This is a genomic window from Apibacter sp. B2912 (assembly GCF_009827835.1).
Classification (GTDB): domain Bacteria; phylum Bacteroidota; class Bacteroidia; order Flavobacteriales; family Weeksellaceae; genus Apibacter.
Genome location: NZ_WINV01000001.1, coordinates 567,108 through 585,013, shown reverse-complemented (window position 1 = coordinate 585,013; position 17,906 = coordinate 567,108). Strand labels below are relative to the sequence as shown.

Annotated in this window: 18 protein-coding genes and 1 tRNA gene; 18 read left to right on the top strand and 1 reads right to left on the bottom strand. The window is 33.0% G+C overall.

Going from position 1 to position 17,906, the window contains the following annotated elements:
- Positions 1 to 4 precede the first annotated feature (4 nt).
- Both GFV01_RS02690 and GFV01_RS02685 read left to right on the top strand, forming a co-directional pair.
- Positions 5 to 898, top strand: a complete 894-nt coding sequence (locus tag GFV01_RS02690) for a CPBP family intramembrane glutamic endopeptidase (protein WP_160564615.1) — start codon at positions 5 to 7, stop codon at positions 896 to 898.
- 77 nt (positions 899 to 975) lie between these two features.
- Positions 976 to 1,206, top strand: a complete 231-nt coding sequence (locus tag GFV01_RS02685) for a hypothetical protein (RefSeq protein WP_160564613.1) — start codon at positions 976 to 978, stop codon at positions 1,204 to 1,206.
- Between the two features lie 239 nt (positions 1,207 to 1,445).
- On the opposite strand, the gene GFV01_RS02680 is transcribed toward GFV01_RS02685, so the two are convergent.
- Positions 1,446 to 1,527 (bottom strand) — tRNA-Leu (locus tag GFV01_RS02680).
- 409 nt (positions 1,528 to 1,936) lie between these two features.
- Between GFV01_RS02680 and nuoE the strand changes: the two genes are divergently transcribed.
- From nuoE to infC, 16 genes are all read left to right on the top strand, one after another.
- Positions 1,937 to 2,467 carry an NADH-quinone oxidoreductase subunit NuoE gene (gene nuoE / locus GFV01_RS02675; RefSeq protein ID WP_105296755.1) on the top strand — a complete coding sequence of 177 codons (531 nt, stop codon included), beginning with the start codon at positions 1,937 to 1,939 and terminating at the stop codon, positions 2,465 to 2,467.
- A 31-nt stretch (positions 2,468 to 2,498) separates the two neighbouring features.
- Positions 2,499 to 3,830, top strand: a complete 1,332-nt coding sequence (nuoF, locus tag GFV01_RS02670) for an NADH-quinone oxidoreductase subunit NuoF (protein WP_160564612.1) — start codon at positions 2,499 to 2,501, stop codon at positions 3,828 to 3,830.
- A complete protein-coding gene (locus tag GFV01_RS02665) occupies positions 3,817 to 4,647 on the top strand; it encodes a hypothetical protein (protein WP_221411110.1) in 831 nt (276 codons plus the stop codon). The genes nuoF and GFV01_RS02665 overlap by 14 nt, the downstream gene beginning before the upstream one ends.
- Before the next feature lie 24 nt (positions 4,648 to 4,671).
- The gene (locus GFV01_RS02660) at positions 4,672 to 5,664 is read left to right on the top strand and encodes a 2Fe-2S iron-sulfur cluster-binding protein (protein WP_160564608.1); all 993 of its coding nucleotides are present in this window, start codon (positions 4,672 to 4,674) and stop codon (positions 5,662 to 5,664) included.
- A gap of 10 nt (positions 5,665 to 5,674) precedes the next feature.
- On the top strand, positions 5,675 to 6,724 hold the full coding sequence (nuoH, locus tag GFV01_RS02655) for an NADH-quinone oxidoreductase subunit NuoH (protein ID WP_160541730.1): 1,050 nt from the start codon (positions 5,675 to 5,677) through the stop codon (positions 6,722 to 6,724).
- 79 nt (positions 6,725 to 6,803) lie between these two features.
- Entirely contained in the window at positions 6,804 to 7,301 is a 498-nt protein-coding gene (locus GFV01_RS02650; RefSeq protein ID WP_160564808.1) for an NADH-quinone oxidoreductase subunit I, read from the top strand.
- Between the two features lie 5 nt (positions 7,302 to 7,306).
- The gene (locus tag GFV01_RS02645; RefSeq protein WP_105296750.1) at positions 7,307 to 7,801 is read left to right on the top strand and encodes an NADH-quinone oxidoreductase subunit J; all 495 of its coding nucleotides are present in this window, start codon (positions 7,307 to 7,309) and stop codon (positions 7,799 to 7,801) included.
- Positions 7,802 to 7,833: 32 nt separating this feature from the next.
- A complete protein-coding gene (gene nuoK / locus GFV01_RS02640; RefSeq protein ID WP_105296749.1) occupies positions 7,834 to 8,157 on the top strand; it encodes an NADH-quinone oxidoreductase subunit NuoK in 324 nt (107 codons plus the stop codon).
- Between the two features lie 3 nt (positions 8,158 to 8,160).
- Positions 8,161 to 10,053, top strand: a complete 1,893-nt coding sequence (gene nuoL, locus GFV01_RS02635; protein ID WP_160564606.1) for an NADH-quinone oxidoreductase subunit L — start codon at positions 8,161 to 8,163, stop codon at positions 10,051 to 10,053.
- Positions 10,054 to 10,080: 27 nt separating this feature from the next.
- On the top strand, positions 10,081 to 11,553 hold the full coding sequence (locus GFV01_RS02630; protein ID WP_160564604.1) for a NuoM family protein: 1,473 nt from the start codon (positions 10,081 to 10,083) through the stop codon (positions 11,551 to 11,553).
- A gap of 415 nt (positions 11,554 to 11,968) precedes the next feature.
- The gene (gene ruvB, locus GFV01_RS02625; protein WP_160541733.1) at positions 11,969 to 12,994 is read left to right on the top strand and encodes a Holliday junction branch migration DNA helicase RuvB; all 1,026 of its coding nucleotides are present in this window, start codon (positions 11,969 to 11,971) and stop codon (positions 12,992 to 12,994) included.
- 1 nt (position 12,995) lies between these two features.
- Positions 12,996 to 13,328 carry a multidrug efflux SMR transporter gene (locus GFV01_RS02620; protein ID WP_105296745.1) on the top strand — a complete coding sequence of 111 codons (333 nt, stop codon included), beginning with the start codon at positions 12,996 to 12,998 and terminating at the stop codon, positions 13,326 to 13,328.
- A gap of 18 nt (positions 13,329 to 13,346) precedes the next feature.
- Positions 13,347 to 14,681: a dihydroorotase gene (locus GFV01_RS02615; protein WP_160564602.1), complete on the top strand. Its 1,335-nt coding sequence runs from the start codon at positions 13,347 to 13,349 to the stop codon at positions 14,679 to 14,681.
- 47 nt (positions 14,682 to 14,728) lie between these two features.
- Positions 14,729 to 15,211 (top strand): Cys-tRNA(Pro) deacylase, encoded by a 483-nt coding sequence (gene ybaK, locus GFV01_RS02610; protein ID WP_160541736.1) that lies wholly within the window; start codon positions 14,729 to 14,731, stop codon positions 15,209 to 15,211.
- A 186-nt stretch (positions 15,212 to 15,397) separates the two neighbouring features.
- The gene (gene thrS, locus GFV01_RS02605) at positions 15,398 to 17,320 is read left to right on the top strand and encodes a threonine--tRNA ligase (RefSeq protein WP_160564600.1); all 1,923 of its coding nucleotides are present in this window, start codon (positions 15,398 to 15,400) and stop codon (positions 17,318 to 17,320) included.
- A 48-nt stretch (positions 17,321 to 17,368) separates the two neighbouring features.
- Positions 17,369 to 17,887, top strand: coding sequence for a translation initiation factor IF-3 (infC, locus tag GFV01_RS02600; protein WP_255410571.1), 519 nt, complete (start codon positions 17,369 to 17,371; stop codon positions 17,885 to 17,887).
- Positions 17,888 to 17,906 lie beyond the last annotated feature (19 nt).

The following is a 17,906-nucleotide window of genomic DNA, read 5'->3' as shown; positions in this document are numbered from 1 at the left end:
ATAAATGAAGAAAATTCTTGCATTTATAAGTATATGTTATCTTATATCAGGTATAATAGGGGTAATTATCTGGAATATTCCGAAGTCACAAAATACTGTTAATCCCATTCAGTTACTATTCACATTATTATTAATGATTATTCCTGCTTTAGTAGCATTTAAAGTAGAAAATAGGAAATTTTTGGTAACATCAGAAAAATTTCAATTAAATTTTAAAAATATTAACTGGAAACAAACTTTTAAATATCTGCTGATAACCAATTTGTTACTTCCAGTTTTAGTGATGTTTTATGGGTATTTATTTGGGAATGTATTAGAAATTGAACCCTTTGGAAAACTAATTACAAGTTATCGACAACTAAATCCAGAAATTTTACAAAAAATACCATCTATATTAAAAATCGACTCTTTATTATTCCTATTGGTTCCAATAATGTTCATCGCAAGTTTAATGTCCTCAATATCTATAAATGGTTTCATTGCTTTGGGGGAAGAAATTGGTTGGAGAGGTTTTTTAGAGAAAAATTTAAATTTTTCTTTTTTTAAAAAAAATATAATAATCGGGGTCATTTGGGGGGCATGGCACGCACCCATAATAATATCTGGACATAATTATCCTAACCACCCTTATTGGGGGATTCTTATGATGGTTATATTATGTATTGCTATATCATTCTACTTTTCTTTTGCCTTAAAAAGAACACAAAGCCTATTTGTCATTGGCGCTTTACACGGAGGAATTAATGCTATTGAACAAACGTTAGCTTTTATACAGATTGATTATAATGATTTATTTGGCCCTGTTGGATTATTAATGTTTTTTTCAGTATTAACAGTATTTTTAATTGATTATAATTTAAGTAAAAAAACAAATGAACCATTAAATTTTATTTCATAAATTTTTAATAAGAACATCTCTTTTAAATTTTTTAAAAAAATAAATGAAAATCCAGTAAATTGTTAAATAAAAAAATTATGGAAGCTATCTTTTTAGCATCCCTAGAGCTTTATAAGATCATTGTTGAGAAACAGTTTATAAATAAATTTTCTCAAAACAGTATTTATACTTTATTAAAATACCTGTCAAGAATGATTACAAGTTGTTCTCCTATTAAAATATCTGCCGGAGTTAGTTTAGGTATATTTTCAAATGATAAGAATCGAAACATACTAAATAGGTTGAAACTATTTAAAAATCATATTTAATTGAACATGAACGAACAATTTACAATTATTTAGGAAATAAATAAACAGCCTCTAAATATGATCTTTTTACATCCATAAGCGAATATTCTTATAAAGAGACGTTAAAATATTTTGAATATGTTTACAAAGATGGTATTAGAAATCATTCTTAGTGTTAATATAATCGTGCAATAGTCTTGAAAATTCTATAAAATAAAAAAGCAACTAACCTTTATTCAGTTAATTGCTTTTAATTTTTGTACGGATGAAGGGAATCGAACCCCCACGCCTCACGGCACTAGATCCTAAGTCTAGCGTGTCTACCAGTTCCACCACATCCGCTTACTGGTTTTGGACTGCAAATATACATTTATTTTATAAAACGGAAAATAATATTTTAATTATTTTTTGAGATTTTGATTAATACATTGATTCAATATAATTTAAAAATCAAACTATTTTATTAAGGACTATTCATTTAAATATACTAATAATGAATGAGAATAAATTTCAATAGAGTAAGATAATGCGTTGTAAAACAAATCTTATAGGAAAAAGAAGTCTATAAAAAGTAAATTTAACCCGAAATAAGGTGAGCAAAGGTTCTTATAAACAGTTTAATCTCTATAAAACAGTTATTTTGTGTTATTTATAATGATTCCAGATTGTTAAATATAGATTAAAAACAGTTACTTAAACTTTTCAAGTAAAATTCATTATTGTATATTTGCAACCTAACATTAAAATAAAAATGACTAAAAACGGTGTAAGCCCTGATAAAGAGATAGTTTTTAGCAGCGAATCCTTAAATAAAGTACATGAAATAATTGCAAGATATCCGGAAGGTAAGCAAAAATCTGCTTTAATTCCTGTATTGCATTTGGCTCAAAAAGAATTTGGAGGATGGCTAGATGTCCCTGTTATGGATTATGTGGCTTCTTTATTAAATATTTCACCAATAGAAGTATATGAAGTAGCTACTTTTTATACAATGTTTAATATGCAGCCTGTCGGAAAATATGTGTTGGAAGTATGTAGAACCGGTCCATGCATGTTAAATGGAAGCGATCAAATCATAGAACATATTAAAGAAAAATTGCAGATAAAAGAAGGAGAAACAACCGCAGATGGTATGTTTACTCTAAAACCGGCAGAATGCTTAGGCGCTTGCGGGTATGCCCCTATGATGCAAATTGGTAAATTTTATCATGAACATCTGACAAAAGAAAAAGTAGATGAAATCATTGACCTTTGCAGGGCGGGAAATATTGCAATTGATTAAACAATAAGTTAGAAGCATATATTATAATATAATGAGTAAAAAATTATTGCTTAAAAATATTGATGTAGAAGGAATAAAAACTTTTGAAGTTTTTAGAAAGCATGGAGGCTACACTGCAGCGGAAAAGGCCCTTAAAATGACTCCTGATGAAATTTTAGAAGAAGTTAAGACCAGTGGACTTAGAGGTCGTGGAGGTGCCGGGTTTCCTACGGGGTTGAAATGGAGCTTTTTGGCTAAGCCGGAAGGAGTGCCGCGTTATTTAGTGGTAAATGCAGATGAATCAGAGCCGGGAACTTTTAAAGACCGATATTTAATGGAATATATACCTCATCAATTAATAGAAGGTATACTTATTTCATCTTTTTGTTTAGGAGCCAACGTTTCCTATATATATATACGAGGAGAATATTCTTGGATTCCCGAGATCTTAGAACACGCAATACAAGAAGCAAAAGCAAATGGCTTTTTAGGTAAGAATATAAAGAATACAGGATATGATCTGGAAATTTATGTTCAACGCGGTGCAGGAGCTTATGTGTGCGGAGAAGAAACAGCTTTGTTGGAATCTTTAGAAGGAAAACGAGGTAACCCTAGATTGAAACCACCTTTTCCGGCCGTTAAAGGGTTATACCAATGCCCTACCGTGGTTAATAACGTAGAAACCATTGCAACTGTACCGGCTATTATTTCCATAACCGGAGAAGAATATGCTAAAATGGGAGTAGGAAGATCTACGGGAACTAAATTAATTTCCGCTTGTGGAAACCTGAATAAACCGGGAGTATACGAAGTTGACTTCAATTTAAGTATAGAAGAATTTATTTTCAGCGAAGAATATTGCGGAGGAATACCTAAAGGTAAAAAATTGAAAGCCTGTATTCCGGGTGGATCATCAGTTCCTATTTTACCCGCTAAATTATTACTAAAAACAGCTAACGGCGAAACCCGTTTGATGAATTACGAAAGTATGGCAGATGGAGGGTTTATTACAGGAACAGCCTTAGGTTCAGGCGGATTTATAGTGTTAGATGAAGACCAGTGTATAGTAAGACATACGATGACTCTGGCGCGTTTTTATAATCATGAAAGTTGTGGACAATGTACACCTTGTCGCGAAGGGACCGGGTGGATGTACAGAATACTAAAAAAAATAGAAGAAGGACGGGGAACATACGACGATATCGATTTGCTATGGAATATACAAAGTAAGATAGACGGTAATACGATATGTCCTTTAGGAGATGCAGCGTCCTGGCCGGTTGCAGCAGCTATTAGACATTTTAGAGATGAGTTCCAATGGCATATAAATAATCCAGAATGTTTAACAAAAAATTATGGTATAGCTGAATATGCAACTATTTAACAAAAGTAATTTATTGTTTTTATTAGCAATATTTACAATTGGTGCAGTAGATGCCCAAGAACAAGAAAAGAACAAAAGAAAAGCCCACAGAAAAGGTGAAGTATACGCCTACTGGGGTTGGAATCGAGCCTATTATGGAAGGTCATCCGTCCATTTCACAGGTAATGATTATAATTTTACCCTACATGGAGTAAAAGGCGACGATAAGCCGATTGGCTGGAATTTTCATGATTTCTTAGATCCAACCAGAGTAACAATACCTCAAGTAAATTATAGAATCGGTTATTTCTTCAAAGATAACTGGGCAGTTTCTTTAGGTATGGATCATATGAAATATGTAGTTAGACCGGGGCAATGGGTTAAATCAACAGGAACAATTAACACTCCCGGATATGAGGATGCAATCGTTGACGGAGAATACATTTATTTAACTGATGATTTTTTACATTTAGAACATACTGACGGTCTAAATTACTTGAATGCAGAAATAGAATATTATCATAATTTCATAAGCTCCGGCTTTTTTAAATTTAATAGTATAGCAGGAGGAGGTTTAGGATTGCTAATCCCAAAAACCAATGCAACTATAATGAATAATGAAAGACATGATAAATTTCATTTAGCAGGATGGGGGTTAGATGCAAAAGTGGGAGCAGAATTGCTGTTCTGGGATCTTTTTTTCCTTAGAACGGAATTAAAAGAAGGAGTTATATCCATGCCGGATATTAGAACAACATCCAATAGTTCAGATAAAGCTTCTCAAAATATTTTGTATCTCCAATGGAATTACACATTCGGATTCAGTTGGCATTTTTAATGCACCAAGATATATTAAAATCTAATGAACGAAGAACCAAATAAAATAAAAGTAACAATAGATGGAATTACTGTAGAAGTAAATCCAGGGATTCCAATTGTAGAAGCAGCACGACAAATAGGAGGAGCCTCTGTTCCGCCTACTATGTGCTATTATAGTAAATTGGAAGGAAGTGGGGGGCGTTGCCGCACTTGTTTGGTGGAAGTGACTAAAGGATCAGAAAAAGATCCACGTCCTATGCCTAAGTTAGTACCGGCTTGTCGTACCAATGTAATGGATGGTATGGAAGTAAAAGTTATTACTTCTGAAAGAGTGATACAAGCCGTACAAGGAGTTACAGAATTTTTATTAATTAACCATCCTTTAGATTGTCCTATATGCGACCAGGCAGGAGAATGTAAACTTCAGGATTTGGCTTATGAGCATGGGTTGGATAAAACCCGTTCTGAATTCCCAAGAAGAACTTTTCAATCCGATGATTTAGGACCGTACATAAAATTAAACATGAACCGATGTATTCTTTGTGCAAGATGTGTATTAGTTGCCAATCAACTTACCGACCAAAGAAATCAAGGGATACTATTCAGAGGGGATCATGCGGAAATAAGTACATACATAAGCAAAGCTATTGAAAATGATTTTTCAGGAAACATGATCGATGTTTGTCCGGTAGGAGCTTTAACAGATAGAACCGCTCGATTTAAAAGTAGAGTTTGGTTTACAGAACCGGTAAATGCAACTTGTACTTGTGAAAAATGCAGCGGCAAAGCAGTATTATGGATGAAAGGAGATACCATTATACGGGTAACAGCGCGAAAAGATGCATACAATGAAGTAGAAGAATTTATATGCAATGATTGTCGATTTGAAAGAAAAGATCTGAATTATTGGAATATAGAAGGTCCTGCCCATATCAGCGATCATTCTGTAATTTCGGTAAATCATTACGAATTACCATTACCTAAAAATGATCCGCATTATAAAATCGAAAAATTTAAAGCTAAAACATTAGAATAATATATATAATATGTGGTTTACAGTAGTATTGGTAGTTATTTTATTTGCGTTGTGTTTAGGAGCTGCAGCTTATGAAACCTTAATGGAGCGAAAAGTAGCAGCCTTTTTACAAGATAGAATAGGACCCAATAGAGCAGGAATATTTGGTTTAATGCAACCTTTATGCGACGGAGGAAAACTTTTTTTCAAAGAAGATTTTGTTCCAAAAAATGCAGAAAAATGGTTGTTTATCATATCACCGGGAATTTTAATGCTAATAGCATTAAGCACAGGAGCAGTGATTCCTTGGGGAAAATCTTTATTTATAGCAGGAGAATCTCATTTAGTTCAAGTAGCAAACATTGATGTAGGAGTTCTGTATATAATGGGTATTGTATCCATCGGAGTATACGGAATCATGCTGGGAGGTTGGGCATCTAATAATAAGTATTCATTATTAGGGGCTATAAGAGCTTCTTCACAAATGATCTCTTATGAGTTGGCTATGGGATTATCCCTTCTATCCATCATTATGATGACAGGAACATTGGATTTAAGAGCCATGGTTGAGCAACAAGCTTCCAACTTATACGGATTATCATTTTTAAATGGTATGGCTTGGAATGTATTTTATCAACCCTTAGCATTCGTATTGTTCGTTACCTGTTCGTTTGCAGAACTAAACAGAGCCCCTTTTGATTTGGCAGAATGTGAATCCGAGCTGATCGGAGGTTATCATACAGAATACGGATCCATGAAATTCGGTACATTCCTTTTTGCTGAATATATAAACATGTTTATTAGTTCAGCTTTAATAAGTACTCTATTTTTTGGAGGTTACAGCTTTCCGTTTATGAATGAATTGGCCAAAAACGGAACACTCGGAGAAAATGCAATAGGAATTATAAGTATAGTAGCATTTTTAATAAAAATAGTCTTTTGTATATTCTGTTTTATGTGGGTAAGGTGGACATTACCTAGATTCAGATACGACCAATTAATGCGTTTAGGTTGGAGAGTCATGATACCTTTGTCCATTCTCAATTTATTAATAACTGCTACTATTGTAGTATTTGGCTAAAATAAAGAAAAAAGTAAAGAAAGAAATTAAATTTATGCAGAGGCTTACCAATAAATCTAAGATAATTTCAAATAAAGAAATGACCTTAAAAGAAAAGATATATCTTCCTGCAGTATTAGGAGGAATGAAAATCACTTTTAGTCATTTTTTCAAAAAACCGGTTACCACTTCATATCCAGAAAAGAAAAGAGAGTTTAGTCCTATATACAGAGGCAGACATGTACTCAAAAGAGACGATGAAGGAAGAGAGCGTTGTACAGCTTGTGGATTATGCGCATTAGCCTGTCCGGCTGAAGCCATTACAATGGTTGCCGCTGAAAGAAAGCGAGGAGAAGAACACTTATATAGAGAGGAAAAATATGCAGAAAACTATGAAATAAACATGTTACGATGCATATTTTGCGGAATGTGTGAAGAAGCATGCCCTAAAGAAGCCATATTTCTTACTGACCGTTTAGTAATGCCGGAACATTTACGCAAAGAATTTATATACAAGAAAGATAAGCTTGTAGAAAGCATGGACAATAGAATAGACGTTTCACAAAGGCAAATAAAAAAATATACGGTAGAAAAATAAAGAATATGGAAGCAATTTTGTTTTATTTAATATCTGCTAGTGCAATTGTGAGCGCATTATTTGTTGTATTCAGTAAAAACCCTATGTACAGCATCATTTCATTGATCATAACCTTTTTTTCCATATCAGGTTTATATATAATGTTAAATGCTCAATTTTTAAGTGTAGTTCAAATTATAGTTTACTCCGGAGCCATTATGGTTTTATTCCTCTATGTTCTCATGATGTTGAATTTGAAAGAAAAAGACGAGCCATTAAAAGGAAGTGCTTTTCGAATTTTGGCAACCATATGCGGAGGATTAGTATTCATTGGATTTATTGGAGCATTAAGAGGATATCAACAAATAGATTTTCCTACTAATCCCGACAGTCAAATTGGATTAACTAAAAATTTAGGACACTTATTATTTAGTCAATACGTATTACCCTTCGAATTAGCTGGGATTCTATTTTTAGGTGCATTAGTTGGTGCAGTTATGATAGGAAAAAGAGATTTATAAAAAAATATTTATTTTCTTGAAACAAAAAAGAAATGGTTAACAGTTTATTACAAAGTATACCGGTAGATTATTTTATATACTTATCCGCATTACTATTTTGTATAGGAGTAACAGGAGTATTAGTAAGAAGAAATGCAATCATAATTTTAGGATGTGTGGAGCTGATGTTGAATTCAGTGAATCTATTGTTGGCAGCATTTTCTGCCTACAAAGGAGATGCAGACGGTCAAATATTAGTATTTTTTATTATGGTTGTGGCAGCAGCCGAAGTTGCAGTAGGATTAGCCATCATAACCATGATGTATAGAAATACACGATCTGTAGATGTTAGCTTATTTAATAGATTAAAAGGATAAGAAATGGAGAATATAATATATTTAATACCAATTTTACCACTTATAGGATTTATTATTTGTGGAATTTTTGGAAGTAAAATGCCTAAAACGGCAGTAGGAACAATTGCTAATCTTGCTGTTTGGATACCTTTTTTTCTATCCGTATATTTATTTTGCACGTTTACAGAACCCGTTAAAGCATCCCTGTTTAATTGGTTTGCAGTTGACGCTTTAAAAGTTAACTTTTCCTTTCAAATAGATCAATTATCCTTAGTGATGATGATGATTGTTACAGGAATCGGATCTTTAATTCATCTGTATTCCGTTGGATATATGCATGAAGATAAAGGCTTTTATAAATTCTTTTCTTATTTAAATCTCTTTATATTTTCCATGCTATTGTTAGTAATGGGAAGTAATTTCTTAATACTATTTATAGGATGGGAAGGAGTAGGATTTTGTTCCTATTTACTTATTGGCTTCTGGTATACCAATAAAGAATATGGATATGCTGCCAGAAAAGCATTTGTAATGAATAGAATAGGAGATTTAGGGCTCTTAATAGGAATATTCATGTTATTTTATTACTTTGGAAGTGTAGAATACTCCGACATAGCAGCCAAAGCCCATTTATTTAAGTTAAATGATCCTATATTAATTACAGCTACTGTATTTCTATTTATAGGAGCTATGGGTAAATCTGCTCAAATACCACTTTATACATGGTTACCTGATGCGATGGCAGGGCCTACACCGGTTTCTGCATTAATTCACGCCGCTACCATGGTAACAGCAGGTATTTATATGATTATCAGATCCAATGCCATTTATAGTTTAGTGCCGATTACTCTTGATTTTATCATGTATATTGGTTTAGCTACTTCTATACTCGCAGCATTCATCGGATTAAGACAGAACGATATAAAGAAAGTGTTGGCTTATTCAACAGTTTCACAACTGGGACTTATGTTTACCGCTTTAGGAGCAGAAGCTTACACTACTGCTTTATTCCATGTAATCACTCACGCATTCTTTAAAGCTTTATTATTTTTAGGTGCGGGTAGTGTTATTCATGCGATGAGTGGAGAACAAGATATGAGATATATGGGAGGATTAAGAAAAAAAATCCCGGTAACCTATTGGACATTCCTAATTGGAACATTAGCTATTTGCGGAATACCACCTTTAGCAGGGATGTTCTCTAAAGACGAAATTTTAGTAGCACTTTGGACTAAAAACAAAATTATTTGGGGACTTACCTTATTCTCAGCTGCTTTAACCTGTATATATATGTTTCGCTTACTATTCCTTACATTCTTTGGAGATTTCAAAGGTACTGAGGAGCAAAAGAAACATTTGCATGAAAGTCCGGCTATAATGACCATTCCTTTATTGGTTTTAGCTTTATTAACCGTTGTTGGCGGAGGAATAAACTTACCTCATTATTTAGGAGAAGGAATTTCTCAAAAATTGTCGCATTGGTTGCATCCTATTTATGTAGGTTTACCTATACATCAAGAACCTTCTTTAGGTACTGAAATGATGTTACTAGGAATAACTTTAGCTGTAATAGCTATGGTAGCCCTTGTTACCTACAACATATATGTTACCCGAAAAGTACAGGCAACTATTGTAGAAAATATGACCGGATGGGAAAAATTTTCAGCACATGCTGCTTATATCAATGAATTTTATAATGAAGTCATTGTTAATCCGGTTTTAAACTTAGGAAAATTTCTAAAAAATATAGTTGATAAATATATAATAAACGGAATAGTAGAAGGAACAGCAAAAACAGTTAAGGGATGCGGAAGTGTCCTTAGACTAATACAAAACGGAAATGTAGAATTTTATGTATTTGCAATGTCCTTGGGAATATTCATATTATTATTAGTTGCAGAATTTTTAAGTCATTAATTAAAATACAAAAAGTAAAAAGATATAATGTTAACTTTAGCAGTACTACTTTTACCAATCATAGGATCAGGCTTATTATTTGCCTTAAAAGGGAATATTTCAAAATATATAGCATTTATAATTGCAATATCCGAATTGGTATTAACCGCTATTATATGGTGTAATTTCAAAGCAGATTCAGGAATTCAGTTTGAATTTGGAAAAGAGTTGTATTTTTCACCGATTAAATCTACATTACATTTCGGAGTTGACGGATTAACTGTCCTAATGCTTCTATTAACCAATGTATTAACGCCAATTATACTCTATTCATCATGGAACGATGAACGCCCTTCCGGCTTTTATGCATTAATTTTATTAATGCAATTTGGATTAGTGGGTATTTTCTCCTCCTTAGATGGTTTAATGTTTTATATATTTTGGGAAATAACTTTAATTCCTATTTGGTTTATATGTGGAATTTTTGGAACAGGTGAAAACAGATTGAAAATAAACTATAAATTTTTTATTTATACTTTTTTTGGATCTTTATTTATGCTGGTTGCACTAATATATGTTTACTTGCAAGCGGGTTCATTTGACTTAAATGCCTTATATGCAGTTAAAATTCCTGCACAAGCACAAACATTCATTTTTTGGATGTTTTTCTTAGCATTTGCAATCAAATTACCCATATTCCCTTTCCACACATGGCAAGCAGATACCTACACAATGGCTCCTACCCAAGGCTCCATGTTATTATCCGGTATCATGCTTAAAATGGGAGTATTTGGTATCATCAGATATTTATTACCTCTGTCACCTGAAGCTGTAGGAGGAACTTCCGGTTCCATAGCCTTAATTTTATCAATTATTGGAATTGTATATGCATCTTTAATCGCTATCGTTCAAAAAGATATTAAGCGACTTATTGCTTTTTCTTCAATGGCACACGTGGGACTTATTGCTGCCGGTATATTTGCAAGTGCAATCGTATCCATGCATTGCGGTATTGATAGTACCGGTATTGAAGGAGCCTCAATTCAAATGTTGGCACACGGAGTTAATGTAGTCGGTTTATTTTATGTAGCGGATGTATTAATTAAAAAATTCGGTACCAGAGATTTAAGTAAAATGGGAGGATTAGCATCTAAAGCTCCATTTTTAGCTGTTTTATTTATGATAATCTCTGTTGGAACTATGGCTGTTCCGTTAACCAATGCATTTATAGGTGAATTCCTTTTATTGAAAAGTATTTTTACATTAAGCATTTGGGGAGCAATTATAGCCGGATTAACCTTAATCTTATGTGCCGTTTATATTACCAAAATGTACGGAATGTCAATGTTTGGTAAAGGAAATCAAGAATTTTTAGAAGGTCAGAAAGATATTAATTTACAAACTAAATTAGGATTGATCGTAATAGCGGCTTTAATTATAGTTTGTGGAATTTATCCTCAACCCCTATTATCATTATCTTCAGAAACGGCTCAACACATAGTATCTCTTTTAGTTAAATAAGTTACTTGATCAATAAGTAGCAATTTTTCTAATAGTTGTAATTTTCGGGTTAGATTAAAAAATTTAAACATTTTGAAATTAGGCAGATACTGATATGGTATCAACTCATTTCAATTGACAATTTTACTAGGTAAATGAGTGGTAAATGTGAAAATTTGGAAAAAGACTATTCCAAGAAATAAATCATTTATTATTTATATCAATTGTTGTTGAAATTAATTTTCCTTTTATTATTTACAAAATTATTTAGCTGATAAAACCTTAAAATGTTTTTTTATTTCCAATTTCTAATCTAAAATTAGAGATTAAGAAACTATCATCTTTAAGAAAAGGAAGAAAACAATTCAAAAATTGTAAATAATAATTTTAAAGTTGTTTACTTTTTATATTTCTCCAGAAGTTTTAAATTTACAAAATGTCAGATTTATTAGATCCGGATAAGAATAAATATTCAAAAGAAGATATTGCTCAAGAAGAGCAGGTGCGTCCTAAAAGTTTTTACGAATTTGTAGGTCAATCTCATATTATGGATAATCTGGAGATTTTTGTAAAGGCTGCCAAATTAAGACGCGAATCTTTGGATCATGTATTACTACACGGTCCTCCGGGGCTAGGTAAAACTACTTTAGCTAATATCATTGCAAATGAATTAAATGTTGGAATAAAAATCACTTCAGGGCCTGTATTAGATAAGCCCGGTGATCTGGCAGGTTTATTGACCGGATTGGAAGAAAATGATGTACTGTTCATTGATGAAATCCATAGGCTTTCTCCCATAGTTGAAGAATACTTGTATTCAGCCATGGAAGATTATAAAATAGACATAATGATTGAAAGCGGGCCCAATGCTCGATCAGTTCAAATCAATTTAAATCCTTTTACCTTAATTGGAGCAACGACCCGCTCAGGATTGTTAACAGCTCCGCTTAGAGCACGTTTTGGAATTAACTTTAGATTTGAATACTATCACACAGAATTATTAAGCAGTATTGTGGAAAGAAGTTCGCGCATAATGAATATGCCGATAGATACACAGGCTGCCATAGAAATTGCATCCCGTAGCAGAGGAACTCCGCGTATTGCCAATGCGTTGCTACGAAGAATCAGAGATTTTGCGCAAATTAAAGGTAATGGAAAGATAGATCTTACCATTTCTGAAATTGGTTTAGAAGCGTTAAAAGTAGACAAACACGGTCTAGATGAAATGGATAACAAGATTTTAAGTACCATTATTGATAAATTTAAAGGAGGACCGGTAGGATTAACAACTATAGCAACAGCAGTAGGAGAAAATCCGGGAACTTTAGAAGAAGTATATGAACCTTTTTTAATTCAAGAAGGCTATCTTATGCGTACACCCAGAGGTAGAGAGGCAACTGAAAAAGCCTATAAACATTTAGGCAAAATAAAAATGCTGGGCAATCAATCAGAACTATTTTAATATGAAATCCTATATCTATTTATTTATAGCTATATGCTTAGAGACGGCTGGGACCTCTTTACTTCCGATGACTAAAGAATTTACCAAATGGAAACCAACAGTCCTTTTTTTTGCTCTCTTTTTTGCAGCTTTATATAGCCTGACTAAAGCCATTAGAGTCATACCAATCGGGATAGCCTATGCTATTTGGTCAGGAATAGGAATTGTATTAATAAGTCTTTCAGGCTATTTTTTATACAAACAAAAATTAGATATTCCGGCTATTATTGGAATCGTATTTATCATCATAGGCGTACTTATTATAAACCTATTTTCCAAAACAGCAGGACATTAACTTCAAATAAATAAACAAATGATACTTATTGAAAACGCTACAATTATAAATGAAGGACAATCGTTTATAGGATCGGTTTTACTGGAAAAAGATATCATTTCCGAAATATACAGAGGCGAGGTTCCTGCGGAAATTAGCGCTCAATCAACCAAAATAAATGCAGAAGGTTTATGGCTGATTCCCGGAGTTATCGACGATCAAGTACATTTCAGAGAACCGGGATTAACCCATAAAGGAGATATTCATAGTGAAAGCCGTGCTGCTCTAGCCGGTGGAGTAACTTCATATATGGAAATGCCTAATACCAATCCACAGACCACAACAATTGAAGCCTTGGAAAATAAGTTTGCCCTTGCTTCACAAAAATCGTATGCTAACTATTCTTTTTACCTGGGAGCGACCAATGATAATAGAGAAGAATTAATGAAAGTTAATCCCAAGAAGGTTTGCGGAATAAAAATATTTATGGGTTCATCCACAGGAAATATGCTGGTTGACAATAAAAAAGCCCTGGAGACTATTTTTTCTGAGGTTAATGTGCTGATTGCAGTTCATTGCGAAAAAGAAGAAATTATAAAGAAAAATATCGAAAAATATAAAGCTATTTATGGCGAATATATACCCATACCCTGTCATCCTTTAATTAGAAGCGTAGAAGCTTGCTATCAATCCTCATTCGAGGCAATTGAATTAGCCCATAAATATGGAACACGTCTTCATGTTTTACATATATCCACAGAAAAAGAATTGAGTTTATTTGAAAATAAACCATTAGAAGAAAAGAAAGTTACCGGAGAAGCTTGCGTACACCATTTGTGGTTTACCGACGAAGATTATGAAAAATTAGGATCCAAAATCAAATGGAATCCCGCAGTAAAAACAAAAAAAGACCGAGATTCTATACTTAAAGCAGTTGTAGAAGATCGATTAGATGTTGTTGCAACTGATCACGCTCCGCACTTATTGAGTGAAAAAGAAGGCGGATGCTTGCAAGCTGCCTCAGGAGGTCCTTTAGTACAACATTCTTTAGTGATGATGTTAGAATTGGTTAAACAAGGGAAAATTACCAAAGAAAAAGTTATTACTAAAATGTGTCATGCTCCGGCTCAACTGTATCAGATTAAAAAAAGAGGCTATATACGTAAAGGATATTATGCAGATTTAGTTTTGATTAATCCTGAAAAGCCATATACAGTATCACAAGAGAACATTCTTTACAAATGTCGATGGTCACCGTTAGAAAATATAACTTTTAGTTCATCCGTTGAAAAAACTTTTTTGAACGGAAAATTAGCTTACAGTGAAGGGGAAGTAAAAGAAGTAAGAGGAATGGTATTAGAATTTGAAAGATAAATTGTATAAAAAATTAAGTCAAGAATTAAAGTCTGAGAAATATTTGCATGAGTAAGCAGAAAATACATAAAACGAATGCGGCCAGACTACTAGATTTACATAAAATTACATATGATCTTATTCCCTATGAAGTAGATGAAAATGATTTAAGCGCCATACATGTAGCAGAGACTTTAGGGGAAAATATAAATCAGGTATTTAAAACCTTGGTATTAGAAGGGGATAAAAACGGTTATTTTGTTTGTGTAATTCCCGGAAATGAAGAAATTAATTTAAAGCTTATGGCATTATTATCCGGTAATAAAAAATGCGACTTAATTCCGATGAAAAATCTAATAGGATTAACGGGCTATATCAGAGGAGCATGCTCACCCATAGGCATGAAAAAATTATTTCCAACCTATATAGAAGAATCCTGCTTGAATTTCGATTCCATTTACATTAGTGCCGGACAAAGAGGATTACAAATTCAACTAAATCCTCAAGATTTGATTAAACTCCTTCAAGCAAAAATTTTTAAAAACAGTTGAATAAAATCAATAAATATTTTTTATATTCATAAAAAACAAAAAAGGTTTTAGTATAAAGATAACAATTTAGTAAAGAGATAATTGCAATCCAAGAATAAATAAAAAATTATTTTCGATATATTTAAAAAACGCAATAATTTCATTTATAAAACTTTCGTAAATTTGTATCCTAAAAATTTTAGAAGAATGATAAAAATTACTCTTCCTGATGGAAGTGTGAAAGAATTTGAAAATTCCGTAACACCGTTGGACATTGCCAAATCCATATCTGAAGGTTTGGCTAGAAATACAATTTCTGCAATAGTAAATGGTAAACAAGTTGAAATTACCGATCCTATTACGGAGGATGCAGCGGTACAATTATTAACATGGAATGATGATTTAGGTAAGAAAGCGTTTTGGCATTCTTCTGCCCACTTACTGGCACAGGCAATTATGGAGTATTATCCAAATGCCAAATTAACTATTGGTCCGGCCATTGAAAACGGATTTTATTACGATGTTGATTTTGGAGATGAAGTTTTTTCAGAAAAAGATTTTGAAAAAATTGAAAAGAAAATGTTGGAAAATGCCAAAAAAGACTCAACGTTCGCAATCCGTTCTGTTTCTAAAAATAATGCATTAGAAGCCTATAAAGATAATCCTTTTAAAACTGAATTAATTGAAAATTTAGAAGATGGATCGATCACATTTGTAACACACGATAATTTTACCGATTTGTGTAGAGGTGGACATATTCCTTCTACCGGAATAATTAAAGCCGTAAAAGTATTAAATGCAGCAGGGGCTTATTGGAGAGGCGACGAAAAAAATAAACAGTTGGTTCGTGTCTATGGAATTTCTTTTCCAAAACAAAAAGAATTAACTGAATACTTAGAAAGAATAGAAGAAGCAAAAAAGCGTGATCATAGAAAATTAGGAAAAGAGCTTCAATTATTTACTTTTTCCGAAAAAGTAGGAGCAGGATTACCTTTATGGTTACCAAAAGGTGCAAAACTAAGACAAAAACTTATTGACTTTTTAGGAGCGGCACAGCGAAAAGCAGGATATGAAATTGTAGCAACCCCTCATATCGGGCATAAAGATTTGTATGTTACTAGCGGTCATTATGAAAAATACGGAGCAGATAGCTTCCAACCTATAAAAACACCTAATGCGGGTGAAGAATTTTTATTAAAACCGATGAATTGTCCACATCACTGTGAAATTTATCGATCTTCCCCTTGGTCGTATAAAGATTTACCGAAACGATTCGCAGAATTTGGAACCGTTTATAGATATGAGCAAAGTGGAGAGTTGCATGGACTTACTCGAGTTAGAGGATTCACTCAGGATGACGCCCATATCTTTTGTACTCCGGATCAATTGATCGGGGAGTTTGAAAATGTAATTGATCTCGTATTATATACATTTAAATCATTAGGATTTAACGAATTTACAGCCCAAGTTTCATTGCGAGATAAAGAAAATAAAGGAAAATACATTGGAAGTGATGAAAATTGGGAGAAAGCTGAAAATGCGATTAAACAAGCAGCTGAAAAGAAAGGATTGCAGACAGTTGTTGAATATGGCGAAGCAGCTTTTTACGGACCAAAGCTCGATTTTATGGTTAAAGATGCCTTAGGTAGAAACTGGCAATTAGGTACTATTCAAGTAGACTATAATTTACCGGAAAGGTTTGATCTTTATTACATAGGAGCAGATAATGAAAAACATCGTCCTGTAATGATACACAGAGCGCCTTTCGGTTCTTTGGAACGCTTTGTAGCCATTCTGTTAGAGCACACTGCCGGAGATTTACCTTTATGGTTAAGTCCTGAACCGTTTATTATACTTCCTATTAGTGAAAAGTATGTAGATTATGCAAAAAAAGTTTTGGATTTAATGGAAAATTCGGATATTTGCGGACGAATAGACGATCGTAACGAAAAGACAGGTAAAAAGATACGAGATGCAGAGATCAATAAAATTCCTTACATGTTTGTAGTAGGAGAGAAGGAAGCTTCCTCCGATACTGTGTCGATTCGTAAACGTGGAGAAGGAGATTTAGGTACTTTTTCTTTAGAAGAAGTAGTAACGATGATGAAAAAAGCAACAAATAATCAATAAAATTTAAATACCATAGCACTTAACAGAAATAATTCAAGAGGGAAGTATATCCCAAAGAAGCAAGAGCCAGAACACAAAATTAACGGAAAAATTGATGTTCCGGAAGTTCGTTTAGTAGGAGATAATGTTACTCAAGGAATCTATCCTATAAAAGAAGCATTAGCTATTGCCGAAGATTTAGAGTTGGATTTGGTAATGATCACAGAAAGTGCAAATCCACCTGTTTGTAGAGTTGTTGATTATAAAAAATTCCTGTACGAACAGAAAAAGAAGCAAAAAGAACTCAAATCTAAGCAAACCAAAGTAGTGGTTAAAGAAATTCGTTTTGGACCACAAACCGACGAACATGATTTCGAATTTAAAAAGAAACATGCTCAAAAATTTTTGGAAGAAGGTTCAAAATTAAAAGCTTACGTTTTCTTTAAAGGGCGTTCCATTGTTTTTAAAGACCAAGGACAAATTTTATTATTAAGATTAGCGCAAGAATTAGAAGAATGGGGTAAAGTAGAGCAAATGCCAAAGCTCGAAGGGAAAAGAATGATTATGATGATGTCTCCCAAAAAATAGGATAAGAAATGGATAATTT

Coding starts and splice junctions, on each gene's coding strand:
- GFV01_RS02685 (WP_160564613.1), top strand. CDS start 976: ATGGAAGCTATCTTTTTAGCATCCCTAGAGCTTTATAAGATCATTGTT.
- GFV01_RS02650 (WP_160564808.1), top strand. CDS start 6,804: ATGACCTTAAAAGAAAAGATATATCTTCCTGCAGTATTAGGAGGAATG.
- nuoE (WP_105296755.1), top strand. CDS start 1,937: ATGACTAAAAACGGTGTAAGCCCTGATAAAGAGATAGTTTTTAGCAGC.
- ybaK (WP_160541736.1), top strand. CDS start 14,729: ATGAGTAAGCAGAAAATACATAAAACGAATGCGGCCAGACTACTAGAT.
- nuoK (WP_105296749.1), top strand. CDS start 7,834: ATGGTTAACAGTTTATTACAAAGTATACCGGTAGATTATTTTATATAC.
- thrS (WP_160564600.1), top strand. CDS start 15,398: ATGATAAAAATTACTCTTCCTGATGGAAGTGTGAAAGAATTTGAAAAT.
- GFV01_RS02620 (WP_105296745.1), top strand. CDS start 12,996: ATGAAATCCTATATCTATTTATTTATAGCTATATGCTTAGAGACGGCT.
- nuoH (WP_160541730.1), top strand. CDS start 5,675: ATGTGGTTTACAGTAGTATTGGTAGTTATTTTATTTGCGTTGTGTTTA.
- GFV01_RS02645 (WP_105296750.1), top strand. CDS start 7,307: ATGGAAGCAATTTTGTTTTATTTAATATCTGCTAGTGCAATTGTGAGC.
- GFV01_RS02665 (WP_221411110.1), top strand. CDS start 3,817: ATGCAACTATTTAACAAAAGTAATTTATTGTTTTTATTAGCAATATTT.
- nuoL (WP_160564606.1), top strand. CDS start 8,161: ATGGAGAATATAATATATTTAATACCAATTTTACCACTTATAGGATTT.
- nuoF (WP_160564612.1), top strand. CDS start 2,499: ATGAGTAAAAAATTATTGCTTAAAAATATTGATGTAGAAGGAATAAAA.
- ruvB (WP_160541733.1), top strand. CDS start 11,969: ATGTCAGATTTATTAGATCCGGATAAGAATAAATATTCAAAAGAAGAT.
- GFV01_RS02630 (WP_160564604.1), top strand. CDS start 10,081: ATGTTAACTTTAGCAGTACTACTTTTACCAATCATAGGATCAGGCTTA.
- GFV01_RS02690 (WP_160564615.1), top strand. CDS start 5: ATGAAGAAAATTCTTGCATTTATAAGTATATGTTATCTTATATCAGGT.
- GFV01_RS02615 (WP_160564602.1), top strand. CDS start 13,347: ATGATACTTATTGAAAACGCTACAATTATAAATGAAGGACAATCGTTT.
- GFV01_RS02660 (WP_160564608.1), top strand. CDS start 4,672: ATGAACGAAGAACCAAATAAAATAAAAGTAACAATAGATGGAATTACT.